General features: G+C 48.2%; 18 protein-coding genes and 1 tRNA gene. 10 read left to right on the top strand and 9 right to left on the bottom strand.

Annotated elements, in window-relative coordinates; translation table 11 throughout:
* The first annotated feature begins 189 nt into the window (after positions 1-189).
* From Q1V85_RS11545 to galB, 6 genes are all read left to right on the top strand, one after another.
* The gene (locus tag Q1V85_RS11545; RefSeq protein ID WP_300600041.1) at positions 190-396 is read left to right on the top strand and encodes a hypothetical protein; all 207 of its coding nucleotides are present in this window, start codon (positions 190-192) and stop codon (positions 394-396) included.
* Positions 397-628: 232 nt separating this feature from the next.
* Entirely contained in the window at positions 629-2,842 is a 2,214-nt protein-coding gene (locus Q1V85_RS11540) for a glycoside hydrolase family 95 protein (protein ID WP_300600038.1), read from the top strand.
* A gap of 94 nt (positions 2,843-2,936) precedes the next feature.
* Positions 2,937-5,255, top strand: a complete 2,319-nt coding sequence (locus Q1V85_RS11535; protein ID WP_300600037.1) for a family 20 glycosylhydrolase — start codon at positions 2,937-2,939, stop codon at positions 5,253-5,255.
* A 142-nt stretch (positions 5,256-5,397) separates the two neighbouring features.
* Positions 5,398-5,520, top strand: a complete 123-nt coding sequence (locus Q1V85_RS11530; protein ID WP_300600035.1) for a hypothetical protein — start codon at positions 5,398-5,400, stop codon at positions 5,518-5,520.
* Between the two features lie 169 nt (positions 5,521-5,689).
* A complete protein-coding gene (locus tag Q1V85_RS11525; RefSeq protein ID WP_300600034.1) occupies positions 5,690-7,792 on the top strand; it encodes a family 20 glycosylhydrolase in 2,103 nt (700 codons plus the stop codon).
* 85 nt (positions 7,793-7,877) lie between these two features.
* On the top strand, positions 7,878-10,397 hold the full coding sequence (gene galB / locus Q1V85_RS11520) for a beta-galactosidase GalB (protein ID WP_300600032.1): 2,520 nt from the start codon (positions 7,878-7,880) through the stop codon (positions 10,395-10,397).
* Positions 10,398-10,583: 186 nt separating this feature from the next.
* On the opposite strand, the gene Q1V85_RS11515 is transcribed toward galB, so the two are convergent.
* From Q1V85_RS11515 to Q1V85_RS11505, 3 genes are all read right to left on the bottom strand, one after another.
* Positions 10,584-12,098, bottom strand: a complete 1,515-nt coding sequence (locus Q1V85_RS11515; RefSeq protein ID WP_300600030.1) for an FAD-dependent oxidoreductase — start codon at positions 12,096-12,098, stop codon at positions 10,584-10,586.
* A 9-nt stretch (positions 12,099-12,107) separates the two neighbouring features.
* The gene (locus Q1V85_RS11510) at positions 12,108-12,587 is read right to left on the bottom strand and encodes a hypothetical protein (protein WP_300600028.1); all 480 of its coding nucleotides are present in this window, start codon (positions 12,585-12,587) and stop codon (positions 12,108-12,110) included.
* Between the two features lie 249 nt (positions 12,588-12,836).
* Entirely contained in the window at positions 12,837-13,199 is a 363-nt protein-coding gene (locus tag Q1V85_RS11505; protein ID WP_300600026.1) for a hypothetical protein, read from the bottom strand.
* Positions 13,200-13,746: 547 nt separating this feature from the next.
* Here Q1V85_RS11505 and Q1V85_RS11500 point away from each other — a divergent pair.
* Entirely contained in the window at positions 13,747-13,986 is a 240-nt protein-coding gene (locus Q1V85_RS11500) for a hypothetical protein (protein ID WP_300600024.1), read from the top strand.
* Positions 13,987-14,242: 256 nt separating this feature from the next.
* Here Q1V85_RS11500 and Q1V85_RS11495 read toward each other — a convergent pair whose 3' ends face one another.
* From Q1V85_RS11495 to Q1V85_RS11485, 3 genes are read right to left on the bottom strand one after another with little or no spacing between them, the layout of a single operon-like run.
* Complete coding sequence (locus Q1V85_RS11495; protein WP_300600022.1) at positions 14,243-15,127, bottom strand: alpha/beta hydrolase; 885 nt, start codon at positions 15,125-15,127, stop codon at positions 14,243-14,245.
* Positions 15,124-15,618 carry an SRPBCC domain-containing protein gene (locus Q1V85_RS11490; protein ID WP_300600021.1) on the bottom strand — a complete coding sequence of 165 codons (495 nt, stop codon included), beginning with the start codon at positions 15,616-15,618 and terminating at the stop codon, positions 15,124-15,126. The genes Q1V85_RS11495 and Q1V85_RS11490 overlap by 4 nt, the downstream gene beginning before the upstream one ends.
* Entirely contained in the window at positions 15,593-15,940 is a 348-nt protein-coding gene (locus tag Q1V85_RS11485; protein WP_300600112.1) for a metalloregulator ArsR/SmtB family transcription factor, read from the bottom strand. The genes Q1V85_RS11490 and Q1V85_RS11485 overlap by 26 nt, the downstream gene beginning before the upstream one ends.
* Positions 15,941-16,286: 346 nt before the next feature.
* Here Q1V85_RS11485 and Q1V85_RS11480 point away from each other — a divergent pair, with 346 nt between their 5' ends.
* Both Q1V85_RS11480 and Q1V85_RS11475 read left to right on the top strand, forming a co-directional pair.
* On the top strand, positions 16,287-16,844 hold the full coding sequence (locus Q1V85_RS11480) for a dihydrofolate reductase family protein (protein WP_300600019.1): 558 nt from the start codon (positions 16,287-16,289) through the stop codon (positions 16,842-16,844).
* 343 nt (positions 16,845-17,187) lie between these two features.
* Complete coding sequence (locus Q1V85_RS11475; protein WP_300600017.1) at positions 17,188-17,712, top strand: hypothetical protein; 525 nt, start codon at positions 17,188-17,190, stop codon at positions 17,710-17,712.
* A gap of 75 nt (positions 17,713-17,787) precedes the next feature.
* Here Q1V85_RS11475 and Q1V85_RS11470 read toward each other — a convergent pair.
* Positions 17,788-17,873, bottom strand: a tRNA-Leu gene (locus tag Q1V85_RS11470).
* A gap of 203 nt (positions 17,874-18,076) precedes the next feature.
* Between Q1V85_RS11470 and Q1V85_RS11465 the strand changes: the two genes are divergently transcribed.
* On the top strand, positions 18,077-19,375 hold the full coding sequence (locus tag Q1V85_RS11465) for a folylpolyglutamate synthase/dihydrofolate synthase family protein (RefSeq protein ID WP_300600015.1): 1,299 nt from the start codon (positions 18,077-18,079) through the stop codon (positions 19,373-19,375).
* A gap of 493 nt (positions 19,376-19,868) precedes the next feature.
* Here the strand turns inward: Q1V85_RS11465 and Q1V85_RS11460 are convergent, their stop codons facing one another.
* Together Q1V85_RS11460 and Q1V85_RS11455 are read right to left on the bottom strand one after the other, a co-directional pair.
* Positions 19,869-20,288, bottom strand: a complete 420-nt coding sequence (locus tag Q1V85_RS11460; protein WP_300600013.1) for an SH3 domain-containing protein — start codon at positions 20,286-20,288, stop codon at positions 19,869-19,871.
* Positions 20,289-20,303: 15 nt separating this feature from the next.
* Positions 20,304-20,783 (bottom strand): BON domain-containing protein, encoded by a 480-nt coding sequence (locus Q1V85_RS11455; protein WP_300600012.1) that lies wholly within the window; start codon positions 20,781-20,783, stop codon positions 20,304-20,306.
* Between the last annotated feature and the right edge of the window lie 49 nt (positions 20,784-20,832).

The following is a 20,832-nucleotide window of genomic DNA, read 5'->3' as shown; positions in this document are numbered from 1 at the left end:
ATCACAAAACAATAACCCCATCACATACCCCCATAGTTGGCTGCTGTTGCTATGTCTGTGCTGCTGTACTATTGCAGGAGCCCAGCTTCCGGTATTGATTCGGGCGGCAGATTATGGCGTGAAGGCAAATAGCGAGGAGAATGCGGCGCCGGCACTGCAGCGGATGGGCAATTGCTGCTGGCCCGAAGTGTGGATGGACTGCTGTTTACCGGCAATCAAATAACCGCGCCTCCGGCAGCGGATGCCGGAGGATTAAATAAACCGGTATCCCTTACAGATTGCACCAATGTACGCATTGAACAGAACCAGGTATCAGGCTCCGCCGGGTTAACCATCGAACTGCGGGGAATGACAGAAAAAGATATTCAAACAGATTGGAAATCGAGCATCAGATAATAAAACGTCGGAAGGAAAAAATTCCTCCTGCCGCTTCTTTTGCTGTTTGCAATAACCGTTGCTGCCCAGGTAAACCCGGCGAAGGAAATTGTAGGCCATTACCGTTACCCACATCAAAAGGTGAAATTCTTCCATAGTATCATTACAATCCGGGGCATCAATGTTCTCCGAGTCTCCAGGTTCTCCAAAGAATAGTATAAAACCAATGCGATAAAAAATAGTAATATTGGGCATGAAAAAAAGAATACTGATTGCATTATTGACCTTACTGGCTACTTCCGCTGTTCGGGCACAGGACATGGCGCCTATTACGTTATGGTATGCCCAACCGGGTATGAAATGGGATTCCGAACGGCTTCCGATTGGCAACGGGCGTATGGGAGCCATGATGATGGGGGCCGTGGAAAGCGATACCATCCAGTTCAATGAACAAAGCCTCTGGAGCGGCGATAATAACTGGGACGGAGCCTATGAAACCGGCGACCATGGTTTTGGCGCCTACCGCAATTTTGGTGAACTAAGGATGCAGCTTGCTCCCGCAGGAACGGTTACCGGTTACAAACGGAGCCTGGACCTGGTTTCAGGACTTTACAATAGCAGTTATATGCGTGCCGGCACTCCGTTTCAGCGCGAGGCTTTTGCCAGTTATCCGGACCAGGTAATGGTATTCCGCTATGTGGCCGGCATCAATGGAAAACTCTCCGGGCGCATCGCGTTGTGGTCTGCCCAGGGAGCGCCGGCGGTGGCCGGTGGCAATATGCTGCAGTTCTCCGGCACCATGCCCAATCAACTCAAATACGCAGCAAAGCTAATGGCGGTACATGATGGGGGGCGTATTTCCGTAACCGGCAGTGAGCTGGTATTTACCGGTTGCAAAACCCTCACGCTTTACCTGGATGCCCGCACCAATTACAAACCCGATTATAATGCCGGCTGGCGGGGCACAGATCCGCTGCCAGTGATCGAAAAAGAATTAAAAGCAGCGGTTCGCAAGGGATATACAGCGCTGCGTACCGCACATATAAACGATTTTACAAGACTTGCTGTGGCTGCCCGTATTGATGTGGGAGCAACGCCTGCAGCCTTAAAAAACCTTCCTACGGATGTCCGCCTCGTGAAATATGCGGAGGGTGGGGCTGATCCGGACCTGGAAGAAACCCTGTTTCAATACGGTCGTTACCTGCTCATCAGCAGTTCTCGCCCCGGTGGATTGCCCGCAAACCTGCAGGGACTTTGGAACAACAGCAATAATCCGCCATGGGCCAGCGATTATCATAACAATATCAATATTCAAATGAATTATTGGCTGGCAGAGCCGGCCAACCTTTCCGAATGCAATCAGCCGCTGATCGACTACATCGTAGCACAGGCCGAACCCTGCCGGCTGGCCACCCGCAAAGCCTTTGGACAAAATACGCGCGGATGGACGGCCCGCACCAGTCAAAGTATTTTTGGGGGAAACGGCTGGGAATGGAATATACCGGCCAGTGCCTGGTATGCACAACATGTATATGAGCATTGGGCGTTTACAAAAGACCCGGTATACCTGAAAAATACAGCCTATCCCATTTTAAAAGAGATCTGTAATTACTGGGAAGACCGGCTGAAACAACTGCCGGATGGAAGCCTGGTGGTACCCAATGGATGGTCGCCGGAGCATGGCCCCCGGGAAGACGGGGTCATGCATGACCAGCAACTGGTTTGGGACCTGTTTCAAAACTACTTGGATGCTGCAAAAGCACTACATACAGATGCGGCATACCAGGCAAAAGTGGCCGATATGCAACACCGCCTGGCCCCCAATAAAATCGGCAAATGGGGGCAATTGCAGGAATGGCAGACAGACCGGGATGATCCGGATGATCAGCACCGGCATACCTCACACCTCTTTGCTGTATATCCCGGACGCCAGATCAACCTGACACAAACACCCGAACTGGCGAAAGCAGCCATCATCTCCCTGCGCAGCCGCAGCGGTAATTATGGAAAGAATATCGATAAGCCCTTCACGGTAGCGTCTACGGTGGGGGACAGCCGCCGCTCCTGGTCATGGCCCTGGCGCTGTGCTATGTGGGCACGCCTGGGGGAAGGCGAGAAAGCAGGTATGATGATCCGGGGATTGTTTACCTACAATATGTTGACCAACCTGTTTACCACCCATCCGCCGTTCCAGATCGATGGCAACCTGGGCATCAGTGGCGCCATACCGGAAATGTTATTGCAAAGTCATGCCGGTGAAATCAGCCTGATTCCGGCGATCCCCGCAGCTTGGAAAACTTCGGGATCATTTAAAGGCCTCCGGGCCCGGGGAGGCTTTACGGTAGATTGCAGCTGGAAAAACGGCACGGTGGTGAATTACCATATCTACTCAGATAAACCCCAGAAAGTACGGGTACGGGTAAATGGCCTGGTAAAGGAGATCGTATCTGAGGCGATAAAAAAATAGGAAATCAAAGATGAAACGTTCCGGCAACAGGCATATATGGCTTGTCGGGACCTGGTTGATAAATATAGCCGGGATCAAAAATAAAAAAGCAAAAATGAAACAGGGATTCATGATCAGTGTATGTGTATGGATCGCATGCGTACTCAATGCCCAGCCCCGGGTACATATCATTCCGCAGCCGGCAGATCTGCAACAACGGGAAGGGGCTTTCCTGCTGGATCAAAGCGTACAGGTAAAGGCATCGGTAGCCGGTAAGGAGATAGCAGATGTGGTTCGCTATTTCACTGCGGCCGTAAAGCAGGTAAGTGGTTATGCGCTTCCGGTTAAAACAACGGCCACCGGAAAACGGATCCGCTTTAACATCACAGCAACGGAAGGCATTGGAGCAGAAGGATACCGCTTGTCGGTTACACCCAGCCAGGTCGATATCCGGGCCAGTAAACCGGCCGGGCTTTTTTATGCTGTACAGTCCTTATTGCAAACCCTGCCGGCGATACGCACCAACCAGGTATTGCAGATACCCTGTATGGAGATTACCGATGAGCCCCGGTTTAAATGGCGGGGGATGATGCTGGATGTAAGCCGTCATTTTTTTTCACCGGAACTGGTAAAAGAATTCATAGACCTGCTGGCCGCCTACAAAATGAATACCTTTCACTGGCACCTGGTGGATGGGGCCGGCTGGCGGATTGAAATAAAGAAATATCCAAAACTCACCGGGCTGGCTGCCTGGCGTGTAGATGATTGGGGCAAGCCCTGGGACTGGTCGCAGATCCGGTTCAATGCGGACCGCAGCAAAGCCACTTACGGGGGCTTTTACACACAGGAACAGATAAAGGAAATTGTAGCCTATGCGGCAGCAAGGCAGGTGACCATCGTTCCCGAAATTGAAATGCCCGGACATTCCGAAGCAGCAATGGCGGCCTATCCGGAGTATTCCTGTTTACCACAGAAGCGCTCGTTTAAGGATACCGGTGATTTTTACGGGAAGGATGTGCATCCGAATTATTGCGCCGGTAATGATGCGGCCTTTGGATTTCTGCAGGATGTGCTGACAGAAGTAATGGCCTTATTCCCCTCAACCTACATTCATGTAGGCGGTGATGAAGTGGATAAATCCAGCTGGAAACATTGCGAGTTATGTCAGCGCCGGATCAAAAAGGAAGGGTTGAAAAATGAAGATGAATTACAAAGTTATTTTATTCACCGGATCGAAAAATTCCTGATCGCCCATAAGCGGAAGCTGATCGGCTGGGATGAGATCCTGGAAGGAGGGCTTGCACCACAGGCAACGGTGATGAGCTGGCGCGGAGAATCGGGTGGTATTAAGGCCGCTCAAATGGATCATGATGTGGTGATGAGTCCAACCGGTCCGCTTTACTTTGATTATTACCAGGGCGATCCCGAAACCGAACCCCTGGCATTTGGTGGTTTCAATACCTTAAAGCGGGTATACCATTACGAACCCATTCCCGCAGAGCTGGATAAAGACCAGGCAAAACATGTACTGGGGGCACAAGCCAACCTGTGGACGGAGCAGATCTCGAGCTATGAGCATGTGGAATATATGATTCTGCCCCGCATGCCGGCACTGGCAGAAGTATTATGGAGCACCAAGGATGCGCGCAACTGGAAAGATTTTAATCAGCGGCTGCAGCCTCACCTCGTTGGGTTTGAGCAGAAGGGCTTGCATTATTCCAAAGGCAATTTTAAAGTTGATATAAAACCGCAGGTGGTGGATGGTAAATTACTGGTAAGCCTCGAAACCGAAAATGAAGACGGTACCATCTTTTATACAACGGATGGTACCGACCCGGGCACGGGCAGCCTGCGCTACGAAAAACCTTTTGAAATAAAAGGTGCCCTGACGGTAAAAGCGGCATTGGCGATCCATAACAGCATGGTAAGGGGACGGCCTGCGCAGCAGTCCTTTACACTGAATAAAGCAACCGGGCGCCCCTTGCAATATGCAACGCCTTACAGTAAATATTATCCAGCCAACGGACCGTCTACGCTGGTCGATGGCATCCGGGGTACAACAGACGCCGGGAAACAATGGCATGCGTTTAACGGAAGCGATATGGTGGCCACCATTGACCTGGGGCAGCGTACAACAGCAGGTTCCATAACCCTGGGCTGTTTACAGAGCTACGGACAGTGGATCTTTTTCCCGCAATGGGTAAAATTTGAAGTGTCGGAGGATGGCAAACAATTCACCGAAATGGCAACGGTCAAAAACACGGTACCCGTGGCCGATAAAGCCCCGCAAACAAAGGATTTTACGGCCCGCTTTGAGCCGCGCAGTTTCCGCTACGTACGGGTTACGGCTAAAAACCTGGGACAATGTCCGAAAGGACATCCCGGTGAGGGACAGGCGGCCTGGCTTTTCTGCGATGAGATCATGGTGGAATAGCGATTTGATGAGTCGTCAATGGTAAATAGGGAATGGCAAGCGGTTTATCAGCCCCACAGGGGCAACCCCTGGTAGCCACGAAGTGGCGGGTTTTAATAAGTGTGCCGTAGGTACACCACGTTTGAAACTGTTTCACCCGGTAATGGTATACGGAACGCACAGCCTGGAATTGCCGGGATTAAATAAAAGTGTTCCTTATTATTTCCGGGTAGATGCTTTCAATGAGAACGGCGTTACGCCTGGCAGGCAAACCATCGCCTATTAAAAAAACAGACACGGAACAATCGTTTGCATAACAGGTATGCTTACAGCGTACAGCCCCGGGATTCTTTTTTTTGATCTGCATGAACTATTTTAGATGCCAGGGTAAGCCCCGGTTATGATAGGCGGTTGAATAGAAAAATTTTGAACAAGCTCAATTAAATCAACATAGAATGAAGAAAATGAAAAGAATCCGGATCCTCTACTGCCTGGTAGCTGCTGTAGTGGCCGGAATTCCGGTATGGATACAGGCACAAACCAACCCTGCACCTTTTATCATTCCGGCATTACGGGAATGGCAGGGCGCAACCGGGTCTTTTGAATGGAAACCGGCAACCCGTTTGGTCGTAGATCCGCGCTATAGTAATGAGCTGTTGCCGGCAGCGCAGTTACTGGCAGCGGATCTTGTGATCATGATACCCGGAACTACAGCACCGGTAAAAACGGGGCAGGCACAAAAAGGGGATGTATTCTTTAGTCTCGATCCAAAAGGAAACAACCTGCCTCCCGAAGGGTATAGCCTGCAGATCAGTGACCGCATCATCATTAATGCAAAAGATGCTGTGGGTGCTATCTGGGCTACCCGGACTTTGTTGCAACTATTGGAACAGGCTCCGCAACATAAAACAATACCAAAGGGAATGGCCCGCGACTATCCAAAATATGAGGTACGGGGATTTGTGCTGGATGTAGGTCGTAAATTTTTCAGTCTTGATTTTTTAAAGCACTATATCAAATTCATGTCGTACTACAAGATGAATGATTTCCACATTCACCTGAACGATAACGGCTTTAAACAATTTTTCGGAGATAACTGGGACAGCACCTATTCGGCCTTTCGCCTGCAGAATGACACTTATCCTAACCTGACTGCGAAAGACGGCAGCTATACAAAGAAAGAATTTATTGAGCTGCAGAAAATGGCACAGCGCTATGGGGTCAACATTATACCGGAAATCGATGTGCCGGCGCATTCCCTGGCCTTTAGCAAGGCGGTGCCGGGTGTGGGTAGTAAACAGTATGGCATGGACCACCTGGATCTGGATAACCCGCTTACCTACCAGGTAATTGATAATGTGTTCCGGGAATACCTGCAAGGACCTAACCCCGTTTTTATAGGGAAAGAAGTACATATCGGTACCGATGAATATGCCAAAAAAGACGCGGAAAAATTCAGGAAATTCACCGATCATTATATCCGGTTTGTAGAGGGCTTTGGAAAAAAAGTACGGATGTGGGGATCGCTGACCCATGCACAGGGTACCACACCGGTAAAGGCCGAAGGTGTTACCATGAACCTCTGGTACAATGGCTATGCGGAGCCAAAAGACATGTTTGCCCTGGGCTATAAAGGCATCAGCACGCCGGACGGATGGCTGTATATTGTGCCCGCTGCCGGCTACTACTATGATTACCTCAATATAAAAAAACTCTACGAAGAATGGACGCCCAACCGGATCGGGAAGGAAACCTTCGATGAAGATTATCCATTGTTAAGAGGTGGCGCTTTTGCCGTATGGAATGATCATGCAGGCAATGGCATCACCGAAAAAGATGTACATCACCGGGTCTTCCCGGCCATGCAGGTCTTGTCGCAAAAAATGTGGGGCGGCAGTGCAAAGCCGATGGAATATGCCGCTTTTTCAACACAGGCCAAACAGATCGGCGAAGGTCCCGGCTTAAATATGCTTGGACGCATCCACGCAAAAGATTCACTGGTGCTGACATTGAAGGCGGATGGTCAATTTAACGGCCGGCAGAAGACAACAAGGACCAACGTTTCATTTGATCCAAAAGAAGAAGCCCTCCGTTTAAAAGGGGGAACAAGTTTTATTACAACACCGTTTCCGGGGATCGGGTATGGTTATACGGTTAGCTTTTCTATAAAACCGGAACCTGGCAATACCGCCAATGCCGTATTGTTTGGCTCCGCAGATGCGGTGGTAACCCTCAACCAGCTGGGTACCGGTAAGCTGGGTTTTTCAAGGGAAGGCTATCAGTACAGCTTTGATTATGCTGTTCCGGTGAATGAATGGACAAAGATCACCATTAAAGGCAATCACAGAGGAACAGCGCTTTATGTAAACGGTGTTTTAAAAGAAAAACTGGAAGGTGCCAAAAGAACATTCCCCAATGGTAAACAAACGGCCAAAGTACAAACCCTCTTTTTCCCGCTGCAGCGGATCGGTGATGAAAAGAATGCTGCCAAAGCAGCGATCCGGGATTTAAAAGTATTTAATACAGAACTTTCAGATGGTGCAATTCAGGGTCTGTAACAACGCTTCCTTGTTGTACTGTGCTTCTGGAGAATGACGAATACAGGATGTATAAAACGATTTTATAACGCCATAACAGAAAAAAATGCGCTTTATTTTAGGCTTACTGGCAGTGCTCCTGTGCTGCAATAATGCTTCGGCACAAACCTCCTTTACACGCCTGGGCAATGCCGGTACCGGATCCTTTGATGAAGGATGGTTGTTTAAACGGTACGGACTGCAACCCGATGGCTCCCGGCTGGAAGAGCCGCAGCAGGCTGAGGCGACTGGTTTTAATGACCAGGACTGGCAACGGCTGTCCCTGCCTCATGACTGGGCCATTACCGGGCCCTTCCGCATCGACCTGGCCGGTGAAACGGGTAAGCTTCCCTGGAAAGGGATCGGCTGGTATCGTAAACACTTTGCGATACCATCTTCAGATACCGGCAAAAAGATCTTCATCGATTTTGATGGCGCCATGGCTTATGCCGAGATCTGGCTCAACGGGCATTATGTAGGTACCTGGCCCTACGGGTATACCTCGTTCCGGATGGATCTGTCGCCCTATATACTATTTGGAAAAGAGAACGTGCTGGCCGTAAAACTAAATACCGAAAAATGGGATTCGCGCTGGTATCCCGGTGCCGGCATTTACCGGCACGTATGGCTGGTAAAAACAGCCCCGGTACACATCGGTCACTGGGGCACGTATATCACCACGCCAAAAGTTACAGCGCAGGCAGCAGACGTAAAAATAGCCGTAACCGTATCTAACCAGGAAGGAAAGCCGGTAAAAGCAATGCTGCAAACCGATATTTATGAAGCGGGTGCAGGAAACACGCTGAAAAAGAAAGTGGCTTCTGTGCAACAAAAAGATATGGAACTGGCCCAGGGAAATGATAACAAGGCCAACCTTTCTGTTGTCATACGCAATCCCCGGTTATGGAGTATTGAGCGGCCTGGTCGTTATTTTGCCGTAACCACCGTATGGGTCAATGGCAAAAAAACGGATACCTATTATTCAACATTTGGTATCCGCACCCTTGCATTTACGCCGCGCAATGGTTTTTTATTAAACGGTAAAAGGGTGGAAATCCAGGGGGTATGCAATCATCATGACCTGGGCGCTTTAGGAGCTGCGATGAATACAAGCGCATTAAGACGCCAGCTAGTATTACTAAAAGAAATGGGCGTGAATGCCATCCGCACCTCGCATAACCCGCCGGCACCGGAACTGCTGGCATTGGCGGATGAAATGGGCTTCCTGGTTTGGGATGAAGCCTTTGATGCCTGGAAACATGGAAAGAAGAAGAACGACTATAACAAACTTTACGATGAATGGCATGAGAAAGACCTGGTGGCGTTGGTGCACCGGGACCGGAACCATCCTTCGGTATGTATCTGGAGCATCGGTAATGAAGTGATCGATCAGCGGGATGTGGCCATGACAAAAACATTGGCAGACATTATGCGCCGGGAAGATCCGACCCGTCCGGTTTCGAATGGCTATAACGATCCCGATGGCGGAAGAGCATCCGGTGCCGTTCAGGGACTGGACCTGATGGGCGTGAATTACTTTTTCGGACAGCAGGCAAAATGGGATGCCGATCCGCGTTATGCAAACATGCCTACCATGGGTAGTGAAACCTCCAGCTGTGTAAGCTCCCGGGGTGAATATTTCTTTGGAACGAACCGCCGGAACTGGCAGATCAGTTCCTATGACCTCGATCATCCGGGCTGGGGCTGCACACCGGATGAACAATTCCGGACCAACGCAAAATACCCGCACCTGCTGGGCGAATTTATGTGGACGGGCTTCGATTACCTGGGTGAGCCCACTCCGTATGGATCAGATGAAACCAATTTGCTGAACTTCAGGAATGATCCCTCAAAACGCGCAGAGCTGGAAAAAGCACTGGAAGAGCTACAGCGGAATAAACCACCTTCCCGCAGCAGCTATTTTGGGATCATCGACCTGGCCGGCTTTCCGAAAGATCGTTTTTATTTGTATCAATCGCATTGGCGCCCAAATTATCCGATGGCACATATTCTCCCGCACTGGAACTGGGAAGAGCGGATGGATTCCCTTGTGCCGGTACATGTGTATACCTCGGGCGACGAAGCGGAATTATTCCTGGATGGGAAAAGCCTGGGGCGGAAAAGGCAACAGCCGGGTAAGGATTTCCGGCTGGTATGGGACCAGGTCCGCTATAAGCCCGGCGAATTAAAAGTGGTTGCTTATAAACAGGGAAAACCCTGGGCAACGGATGTAGTAAAAACCACCGGTGCTTCGGCTAAACTTTCATTGACTTCCAATATGAAGAAAATTGCCGGCGATGGCATCGGTCTTGCATTTATAACGCTTCGGGTGGAAGATAAAAACGGCCGGATGGTGCCACGTTCCCATCCAAAGATCCGGTTCGGGGTAGAAGGCCCCGGGGAGATCGTTGCCACGGATAACGGGGATGCCACCAGCTTCGAATCGTTTCAAAGCCCGGAAAAAAGCGCCTACAACGGGATGGCCCTGGTAATCGTAAAAGCAAAAAAAGGAGCAAAGGGCGCCATAAAAATAAAAGCAGAAGCGGACGGCTTAACAGCGGCACAAACATCGGTTCTTATTGATTGAGTATCGATGGCAAAACGATATAGCAGATAGGGGGGCGGTCACCATGATGCCGGTTGGAATGATCACCATCATCCCGACCGTAGCGGAGGGATCCTTACCAAATCCTCCATCTGTGACGAATAAGATAAAAGGAGCCGGGTGGTTTTTCCAGGTTTCTAACAAAATAATGTAGATAGGAGCAATCAATCATATGGATAATCGATGTAACGCTTTTTGTGATGGTCCATTTAACACGGCTCCGGTTACATCGAAACGGGAACCATGGCAGGGACAATCCCAGCTGCGCTCAGCATTGTTCCATTGTACCATACAGCCGGCATGCGGACAAACCGGATCCAGTGTGTAGATCTTACCCTGTTCATCCTTATAAGCCGCGATCGACTGATCTTCATATTGGATCACCCGCCCTTCACCAGTGCCCAATCCGGCAAATACTTCAAGTGTTTTTACAGACAACCGGTCTCCAATAAAATGCTTTATCACGTCTGCGTTCTCTTTCACAAAATTGCTGAAACCAGCCACCGGTTTAATCCGCGATGGCGCCAGTAAAGCTGCATACGGATTATAGCTGTCAGTAATCAGATCCGCGAGGATACGTCCGGCCAGTGTACCAAAGATCATTCCGTTCCCGCTATAGCCGGTTGCCACATACTGGTGATCATTATTCCCCGGAAGCCGCCCGATATAGGGCAGGCCATCCGCCGGCTCATAATATTGTGAAGACCATCGATAGGGGATTGCAGCAACCTTAAAATATTTTCCGGCATAGGCCTCCAGTTCGCGGAACACCTGTTCAGTGTTGTCCTCATGTCCGGTTTTGTGGTCGCATCCGCCCGTAATTAACAATGGTACGCCTTCGTGCCAGGCTGTTCTGAAATAGTGATAGGGATCTTCGATGTCATAGGCCAGGGCGTCCGGGTAGGAATCGTCTTCGAGCGTGATGCCTAAAACATAGGAGCGGTAGGGTGCACATCGGAAATGCAGGAGATTAACGCCCGGCGGAATATGTGTGGCCCATACCAGGTCTACTGCCCGATATTGGCCGGTTGTGGTATCTACTTCCTGTATGCCTTCATTTTGTTCTACTTTTTGAACCATCGTAGCTTCTCTTACGATTCCTCCGGCTTTAAGGAACTGGTTGATTAACGCCGACAGGTATTTTAAGGGATGGAACTGGGCTTGTTCCGGAACGCGGATTGCTGTTGTGAAGGGAACCGGTACCGGGGTGGTAAGGCTGGGCCGGGCTTCGATTCCAACGGCCAGTATGCCTTCGAGCATCTGCTCCAGTTCGGCATCTTCTTTTTTATTTTGGGCATACAGGTAACCGGTCTTTTCTTCAAAGTCACAATCGATCTGATACTGCCGGATATGTTCTTTGATTAAGTCAATGGCTTCCCGGGCACCCTGCGCTACCAGGAGTGCCTGATCGGCTCCGAATTTTTTAATAAGCTCCGGATAAGTAGTATCCAATACGGTGTTCAGGTGCGCTGTGGTAGCGGAAGAGGTGCCAAAACAAGCGGTATGCGCTTCAAGGATCAGGCATTTTTTACCGGCTTGCTGTAAGCGCAGGCCTGTTGTAATACCCGTGATTCCTGCACCAACGATAATCACATCAAACAGCGTGTCCCTGATCTCTTTTTCAGCGATGCGGATGTGAAAACCGTCTTGCCAGGGGGTGGTGGTATAAGCATCTCTATTCATAATACAATATTAAAAGATGGTAAGGAGGAATTTAAAAGCCGTAACAATACCTGCTGCAAATACCAGGTGACCGGCAAAGATCGCCACCAGGAAAAGCCTCAGGGGAATGGCCGGAGACAACGGATGCAGCCGGAGCGTTATATACCAAACGATCACGGCCAGTATGCCAAGGGTACTCCCGTACAACAATCCGTTTACATATCCCTGTGGCAGTACTTCGATGCATACCAGCCAGGCATAAAGCAGCGTAAAAAAGATGCCGGTAAGATAATGGGCAACCGTGCCCAATATAAATACAGACGGGCGTGGAGATAGATAGCCCGCAGGACTTGCTTTAAAGGTTAGCAGGGTCCCCAGGATCCTGGGTACAGAAAGCCGGTAACTGGCAACCCTACCTATCAAACGGATCAATACCGTCATGGCTAATGTGCCAATGATTCCCGCAAGAATGCTGTCTAGTATGGTAAAAAGTACCATTGTGTTGTGCATACAGGAACTATGCCAGTGTTATGATCTGTATTTTTTATAATACCTGCAGCAGATCTGCGTACGGCAAATGGTTCTCAGGTATAATTCTTCACACCGACTTCTTTTTTAGATGGTGAAAAGTATATACAAATATGTTGCAGGATTGAGAAAAAAACGCCCCATGACCGCATTTTGGATTTGGTTGTCGGATCTTATTTTAAGCAGAAGCCGCCGGTTGCTGAATTCGTAAAAGGCAAGAGGTTTTCTGCATTAGAAAAATCGCTTGCCACGAAAGGCGCAAAACATACGCGTTGATGATCGGGACGGATATCTGAATGAATAGTAGCGCAATTGAAGGCTGTTATTTTCCTGGTTCTGCAACGGTTCTTTGCTTTCATCTTCCTGCAAAGGCGCTATTTCATCAGGTACTGTACCATCCGGTTGAACTTCATTTTCTTCTGTGCGGGGAACGGGGATTTCAGGCGCTATCCGCTCTTTCCCTGATCCGGCGGGAACAGCTTCAGGCAGGTCTTCCGGAGCATCGGGGGCAGGATGCCCGCTCCAGGTGCTGCTGTTCCTATACCCGGTTGCGCCTAAAGGCATGTTTTCAATTGTGCTTATTGTTTGTTGCATGATCGTTATATTTAGATATTAAGCAATATAAAATCACTGTCTCCGGTTTCTTTGCCTGATGTTAGCTGCATGGCACTCCAAGAATGTATTTTTTGAAAAACTGCCGGTCGATCAGGCGGAAACCTGAAATAGATTATAACAAGCGGTGGGCCAAAAACGGTGTTTGACATCCAGCCTGTTTTTCTTAATCAGGCATTTGCAATGCAGTTGCAGCAAACGGCTGTCGGGGTCATAGGATGTTCCGCACAAACTGCTAACCATGCAGGAAAAATTGCAACACATTGTGGTATACCCGCCTCAAAAATGGCCCGGTTAAAAGCCGGAACACAAATCTATTTTTCCGGAAGCCGCTGTTTTAGCTGGCCCGGCCGTCCTGCCTGGCCTCATTGGAAAATTGTATCGCTACAAATGCGCTCGTGGCAGATTATTTGAACATGAAATCCCAGGATCATTTTGACAACACCTGGAGTAGTGCCGGCTTCGTTGTTTAAAAAACAGAAAGCTGTAATTACAATCCAGGTAATTTTTAATCTGTAAAAATTTATTTATGGGCAATCATTCAGAAGGTGTATCCGCTAAAATAATTGAACAGCAAACCGCAAAAATTCCGTCGGATGTTTATTTATGGTCAGCCGTAGCTGCAATGGTAACATCACTTACATTAAAGATCTGTAAGCAAAACCACCGGGCGCTTTTTATCGGACAATGGGTGGCCCCGTTTTTACTGTTCGGGATCTATAATAAAATTGTAAAAACGCAGGGTTCTGATGCTATGTCCGGAAAATAAGTACCAGGTGCGATTGCTGTATATTTAAAATCAATGATTATGTTAACAGACCACCAGGAGGCTAAAATACCCGGGGAACTGCCACCGGAAACAGCTAGCCAGTTTTCAGAGACAACAGCAATGATCTCCGGCAATGAAACAGATCCGGAATCATTGATACGGTCTCCGGATCTATTTACAGCATGCAGACAGGCATATGGTATTCAAAAAACAGGATGCGCAACCTACGCAGATATTATACATATGCGGGTATCCGCTATGGTTCCCCATCCAGGAACCGCGTCAGAACCGGTATCACAGACCGGTACAATGTATCGCCGGGCGGGGATGCCACCATTTCACCGATATAGGCCCCGTGACCTCCCGGAATAATAGCGATCTTACTGTGGGGAACCAGCTTTGCCATGGCTGCAATATGCTCCGTACTGCCCACATCCGCATCACCGTTGATAAAGAGCACCGGAACCCTGATCGATCGCATTTCCATATCGCTGAAATCCGTAAAATTGTTCATCCGCTCAGCACAGCGCAGAAACAGGTTCCGCAACTTTGCAGTATCGGGGGTTACCCGGAGAAAGGCGTCCTTATAGGCTTGCGGCATTTGTTCAAACCGCGCGTTTTTCATCGATTCCCAAAACTGAGGAACCGTTCCGTTTCTTTTTAACAACACAGAGCCGGCAATGATCCTGTTACAAAGTTCCGGATGCCGGATAGCCATTTTGAGCGCTGTATTTCCTCCATTACTGAATCCGAAAAAGTCTGCTTTCAAAATCGAAAGATGTTGTAATAATGCAGCTACATCGTCGGCATCCTGATCAAACGACAAACCCGTATTCCGATCTTCCGTGCGGCCGTGGGCTTGCAGCTCCACACAGATCAGCTGGCGGTGTTGTGCCAGTAGCGGAATGATCCTTCCAAAACTGGTTTGTATGGTAGAACCGCCGCCATGGAGCAATACCAGCGGTGCACCCTTGCCATATATTTCGTAATACATTTTTATTCCGTTTACTTTTGAGTAACCGGATTGGAACGGAACGGTATCATGTATCATAAGCCCCTTATTTATTGCAGGGATAGTATTGCCGCCGGCCGTTGCGGTATAGCACAGGAATAAAGCGGCAGGGATCCATGCCCGTTTCATAATTGCTTGTTGAGACGGTTAAACATTTCGATCCAGCTGGGGAAGGCCCCGGTTGCTTTTGCCAATGATGCCGCCACGGTCTGATGCAGGGTCATTTCCGTTTGGTTGCCCAGCGGTTTAAATTGCAGGGTTACTACGGTTTTTGCCGGCCAATCGGCGGGCATACCTGCAGTTACAGGATCAATATCATTACCTGCTTCGTCTGTAACCTCCGCTGTAAATACCAATGTCCGGGGCGTTTCCACTTCCAGGTAAGTTCCTTTACACCAGCAATCACCATGCACCGGGTTGTGGATGCAGGAGTGATAATGACCTCCCTTCCGGATATCCGCTTTTTTGAAATCGATAGTACAGCCGTCGGGTGCATACCAATGCGCCAGTTGCTGAGGATCTGTCCACGCGCGGAAAACGGTTTCCGGATCAGCATTAAAAATATGGGTGATCCATACTTCCTGTGAACCTGTTTCAGCGGGACTTTGTACTTTTTCCATTTTTTGATTTTTGGGTTTTAACAGTATCTAAATAACGATCCAGGGCGCCAAACCGGCCTTCCCAGAATTTCTTATATTGTGCCGCCCAGGAGGCCACCTCACCCAGCTTTTCGAGCTTTGCCTCGCAGTACCGTTCTCTTCCTTCCTGCCGGATCACCAGGAGCCCGCATTCGGCAAGGATCTTTACATGCACGGAAACGGCCTGCCGGCTTACGTCGAACTTTTCCGCAATAGCATTTACATTGAGGGGCTCCTGCGCCAGCAGATCAATGATCTGTCGCCTGGTAGGGTCTGCAATAGCCTGAAAAACGTCGCGTCTGATAATCATATTATGCAACTAAGTGATTGCAAATGTAAATGCAATTATTTGGTTGCGCAATTATTTTTGAGAAAAATTTATTTGTGAGACGGCCGTCTTGTGGTTCTTTATGAACCGCATAACGTCCTCTGCGGTTTAGGAGTTAACCGCAAAGAGCCCAAAGAATCCGCAAAGACCGCAACGGCGTTATGTTAAGCTGTGGGTATAGGTTTTTGCCTTGCGGTTTATCTTTTACCGCAAAGAATATGCAATGATCCACGAAGATTTTATAATTTTATAGGCCATGGCCGGAGGCCGGAATAACGTTGAACCGGATCCAGGTAGGCGATCATTGATTAAAACCAAGAAAATGACAAGGATCATTGCCGCAATGAATATGACACTTGATGGGTTTTGCGACCATACGGCTGGTATTCCGGATGAAGCCCTCCATCAGCATTATACTGAATTATTGGATAAGGGGGCTATTGCGTTATATGGCAGGATTACCTATCAGCTGATGGAATACTGGCGCCCCATGGTGAAAAATCCAACAGGTAATAAATCAATGGATGAATTTGCTATAGCCATCGACCGTATCCCGAAAATTGTTTTTTCACACACGCTGAAGAATGTAGACTGGGAAACTGCAACGCTGGCCCGTCAGGGGCTTGAAGAAACGGTGCTGGCACTTAAACAACCGGGAGATGGGGGAGACAAAAACATTTTAATATGCAGCCCGGGATTGATTGTACAACTAACCAATCTTCATTTAATTGACGAATATCAGCTTTGCATCCATCCCGTGGTAGCGGGTAGCGGTCTTCCCTTGTTTAAAAATATCCACGAACAAATGATGCTTAAGCTTATAAAAACCAAGACCTTTGATTCCGGAGGAATCATCCTTTATTACGAACCCCAAAAATAGAGCTGGAACCCTGCCGGAAGTTTTGTTAACCTATAGGATGTTAACGGTCTGGAAAAAGCAGGATGATGCGATCGGCAAGCCGCGCGACGAAGGGGCGTATGGAAAAATACGGATATATAGGCAGGCAAGACCATTGCTCATGTTTTTCCTGCGGGCTATAGCGGATCAGTATTGTAACGAAACGGTTTGGTTTAAGTATGAATAGGAGCAGAATGCTGTAGCATAAGAAAATGATCGCTAACACTAAGACGGGTATGGAATTTCAAGCACAATGCATCTTATACCGGATGGGTTCAGCAGGAATGCTGAGTGTAGTAATTCCCTGAAAAAAGAATACCGGAGCATGTTCAGATTGTTATTTGCAGTAACCATTTTTGTTTTAAGTTGTAAAAGCTATAACGATAAGCATATTCATGATCTGTCGTTACCTAAAAACAATATAAGTCAGCGCAATGAGTTTTCAAATTTGTCGGTTATAATTGACTATGGTTTTAAGGGGATTGATTTGACCACTCATTCCTATTGGGTGATCGTTAACGGAAAGAAGGTTGCAACTCCCTTTGACCTTGCACCAGAAGAGTATAACTATATAAAGGAAAAATTAGTTAACAGCGGCATACTAAGCTTCCCAGATACAGTTATGATTTATGATGATTGCGATATGATGCCGAAGATCCCGACAAACGTTTACATAAAAGGTAATACCAGGACTAAATTTTTTCAGTTGGACGAAAATTGTCCGTTAAGCCATTCCCGGGATCCAACAAAAGCTATTCGAATATCTTCCGTTTTAGATGTCATCGATAGTGTCGTTTTAAATAAGCCAAGTGTTAAAAAGATGCCTCATTCTAATAAAATGTATCAGTGACAATCTTACCACAATTTACCTTTACCAAAAAGCGCATAAAAAAAGGTTGCAAGTTTATTACTTACAACCTTTTTGTGCCCGAGACTGGATTCGAACCAGCACGCCGAGTTACCAGCGCCACCACCTCAAGGTGGTGCGTCTACCAATTTCGCCACCCGGGCAGGAATTTAAGGTTACATATAAAATGCATCCCTGTTTTATCATAAAGAACTTCCCTAACGACCGGCGTTACCCGTTTAAGGATTGCGAAAATAGGTAAAAGACTTCATTTATCGGATAAATATCCACGGGTATTTTTTAAGCAGCTAAAAATACAGATGCCAAGGTTTAAGCTATAGTGCTGCTTATCTTTGTGTTTTTAATTATGACATATCAGCAAACGCTGGACTATATTTATGCCCAACTTCCCATGTTTAGCCGCGTGGGTGCCGTCGCTATTAAAACCGGGTTTGAAAATATAAATGCGCTCTGCTCTTTTTTGGGAGCACCGCAAACCAAATTAACGTGCATTCATATTGCCGGTACCAATGGCAAGGGCTCGGTGAGCCATATGCTGGCTTCCATCCTGCAGAGCCAGGGTTATAAAACCGGGTTGTATACGTCTCCCCATCTGACGGATTTCCGCGAGCGGGTTAAGGTCAACGGAAAAATGATCGGTGAACAGGATGTGGTGGCATTTATTGAAAAAATACGACCGGAGATCGAACGGGTGGAGCCCAGTTTTTTTGAAATCACGGTGGCGTTGGCCTTTGATCATTTTGTAAAGGAGAAGGTAGATTTTGCGGTGATCGAAACCGGGCTGGGAGGGCGGCTGGATAGTACCAATATCATCCGGCCCGTAATTTCGGTGATCACCAATATCGGGTTGGATCATGTGCAGTTGCTGGGCGATACACTGCCAAAGATCGCCGGTGAAAAAGCAGGCATTATTAAGGAAAAGGTTCCGGTTGTAATTGGAGAAACCCATCCGGAAACGGCACCGGTATTTATTAAAAAAGCAGCGGAAGAACAGGCGCCCATTTATTTTGCAGACCAGGTATTTCATCCGGAAAGCTGGTACTATCAGGACGATGCACTGGTGGCGGAGGTTTCGAAGCCGGACTCCGTCGATCATCTCCGGTATCAACTGGAGCTTTCAGGGGCCTACCAGGTAAAGAACCTGCTGACGGTTTTGGAAACCTGCCGGCAACTGCGACAAATGAATATTGCACTGGACGAAGCAGCCATTGCAAAAGGGATTGCACATACTAAAAAATTAAGCGGACTGCATGGCCGCTGGGAAACCATTCATAAAAACCCGAAGATCATCCTGGATGTAGCGCACAACGAAGACGGGATGCGGCAGGTACTGAACCAGCTGGAACTTACGCCGTACCGGAAGCTGCACCTGGTATTGGGTATGGTAAAAGATAAAGACATCGATAAAGTACTCTCCCTATTACCGGTCGCCGCCCTGTATTATTTTACCCAGGCCAACCTGCCAAGGGCCCTGCCAGCAGGCGAACTGGCGGAAAAAGCAGTAGCACTCCAATTAAAGGGTTCCATTTGGCCGGATGTAAATGCGGCACTGGATGCTGCTAAGGCGCAGGCGCATGCGGATGATTTGATCCTGGTTTGCGGCAGTATCTTTTTGGTAGGAGAGGTTAGGGGGCATTCTTCATAATGTATGCGCTTGTGTTCCCGTGGATTTTTGTATTATATCTGCGTGGATCTGCGGGGGTATTTCCCGCTGATTGACGCGGATTGGTTGCGCTGATCTTCGCCGATGTGTTGTTGGATGTAATAGTGTCGTGTTCAATACCTGCTTTTTTTTGCTCATAGATGGCAGAGATTTCTTTCCGTGGATTTTTGTAATACATCTGCGTGGATCTGCGGGAATATTTCCCGCTGATTGACGCGGATTGGTTGCGCTGGTCTTCGCCGATGTGTTGTTGGATGTAATTGTGTCGCGTTCAATACCTGCTTTATTTTTGCTCACCGATGGCACAGATTTTTTAAGCGATTTTTGTATTTTATCTGCGTGGATCTGCGGGAGTGTTTCCTGCCGATCTTCACTGATGTTTCTATTTTGTATCTGCGAAATCTGCGGGAATGATTGCTATATAAAAAAACCGTTCCGGTTAGGGAACGGTTTAAAAAGATCCTTGGCACCCTGCTTATGCTACAGGCTCCAGGTATTGTGAATAGGCATACCCCTCGGTACCATCGTCGGTACGTACGGATGACCATTGGTCATTTGCCTGACTGATCAGGGTGATGATCTCGTCCTTCTGAGCCTTGCCAACAATCGGCTGATCGGTGCCGGGGCCCTTGCGGATATTGAGCGCCGTTTCCTGCGTAGCTACCCGTACTTTAGAGCCGGCTTCCGCTTTGGCATTTACATTCAGGATCAGATCGCCACTGGTATAATTTGGATCGATCTGGTCATAGATGCTCCAGAGCTGGTCTTTCACCGCTCCGCTGGGGGCATCGCCGTCAATATATAAAACGCCATCCTGTTCTCTTACTGCAAGGTTTGCAACACCTGCCGTATGAGCAGCGTCAATTAATGCTTTGTATTTTTCTTCCAGTGCCATAGTTGGGTCCTCCTTTTATTTTACGGTTAATTTTTGTTCCACTTTTCTGGGATGAATGGAATTTACTTTCTGCATTAAAGTAGCAAGATCTGCTTTTTTGATCTCACCCGTCAATGTTACCACGCCGTCTTTTACTTCAGCTTTAACACCTGGATGATCTTTGATCGCATCCGCAATAGCGGTGTTCAGCATGTCATCCGGGTTGATGGTGGGCGGCGGTGGAGGAGGCGGTACAGTTGAATTGTTTACAACAGATTTTACGCCTTTCACTTCTTTAACAGCCGGATCTACGGCGGTTTTGGTGGCATCGTCTTTTACAGTACCGGAAATGGTAACGGCTCCGTCTTTAACGTCGGAACTAAGCTGTGCAAAATCGGGGTTGGTAGCTAATTTTGCATCCACTTCGGTTTTGATGTCTGCATCGCTTTTTCCTTTACAGGATGGCAGCGCAAAAGCAAACGCAGCAATGGCAATCATGGCCAGAACTTTTTTCATTTGATTCGGGTTTTAGTGAAGAAATTTAATTACAAACGAATATAAGTTA

Source organism: Niabella sp. (assembly GCF_030150205.1).
In the GTDB taxonomy this organism is placed as follows: Bacteria; Bacteroidota; Bacteroidia; order Chitinophagales; family Chitinophagaceae; genus Niabella.
The sequence above is the reverse complement of the archived record's forward strand: the minus strand, read 5'-3'. Positions and strand labels throughout refer to the sequence as shown.

Bases quoted from the DNA above. Each gene is read 5' to 3' on its own strand.
- Q1V85_RS11540 (WP_300600038.1), top strand. From the start codon at position 629: ATGAAAAAAAGAATACTGATTGCATTATTGACCTTACTGGCTACTTCC.
- Q1V85_RS11535 (WP_300600037.1), top strand. From the start codon at position 2,937: ATGAAACAGGGATTCATGATCAGTGTATGTGTATGGATCGCATGCGTA.
- Q1V85_RS11530 (WP_300600035.1), top strand. From the start codon at position 5,398: ATGGTATACGGAACGCACAGCCTGGAATTGCCGGGATTAAATAAAAGT.
- Q1V85_RS11525 (WP_300600034.1), top strand. From the start codon at position 5,690: ATGAAGAAAATGAAAAGAATCCGGATCCTCTACTGCCTGGTAGCTGCT.
- galB (WP_300600032.1), top strand. From the start codon at position 7,878: ATGCGCTTTATTTTAGGCTTACTGGCAGTGCTCCTGTGCTGCAATAAT.
- Q1V85_RS11515 (WP_300600030.1), bottom strand. From the start codon at position 12,098: ATGAATAGAGATGCTTATACCACCACCCCCTGGCAAGACGGTTTTCAC.
- Q1V85_RS11510 (WP_300600028.1), bottom strand. From the start codon at position 12,587: ATGCACAACACAATGGTACTTTTTACCATACTAGACAGCATTCTTGCG.
- Q1V85_RS11505 (WP_300600026.1), bottom strand. From the start codon at position 13,199: ATGCAACAAACAATAAGCACAATTGAAAACATGCCTTTAGGCGCAACC.
- Q1V85_RS11500 (WP_300600024.1), top strand. From the start codon at position 13,747: ATGGGCAATCATTCAGAAGGTGTATCCGCTAAAATAATTGAACAGCAA.
- Q1V85_RS11495 (WP_300600022.1), bottom strand. From the start codon at position 15,127: ATGAAACGGGCATGGATCCCTGCCGCTTTATTCCTGTGCTATACCGCA.
- Q1V85_RS11490 (WP_300600021.1), bottom strand. From the start codon at position 15,618: ATGGAAAAAGTACAAAGTCCCGCTGAAACAGGTTCACAGGAAGTATGG.
- Q1V85_RS11480 (WP_300600019.1), top strand. From the start codon at position 16,287: ATGACAAGGATCATTGCCGCAATGAATATGACACTTGATGGGTTTTGC.
- Q1V85_RS11475 (WP_300600017.1), top strand. From the start codon at position 17,188: ATGTTCAGATTGTTATTTGCAGTAACCATTTTTGTTTTAAGTTGTAAA.
- Q1V85_RS11465 (WP_300600015.1), top strand. From the start codon at position 18,077: ATGACATATCAGCAAACGCTGGACTATATTTATGCCCAACTTCCCATG.
- Q1V85_RS11460 (WP_300600013.1), bottom strand. From the start codon at position 20,288: ATGGCACTGGAAGAAAAATACAAAGCATTAATTGACGCTGCTCATACG.
- Q1V85_RS11455 (WP_300600012.1), bottom strand. From the start codon at position 20,783: ATGAAAAAAGTTCTGGCCATGATTGCCATTGCTGCGTTTGCTTTTGCG.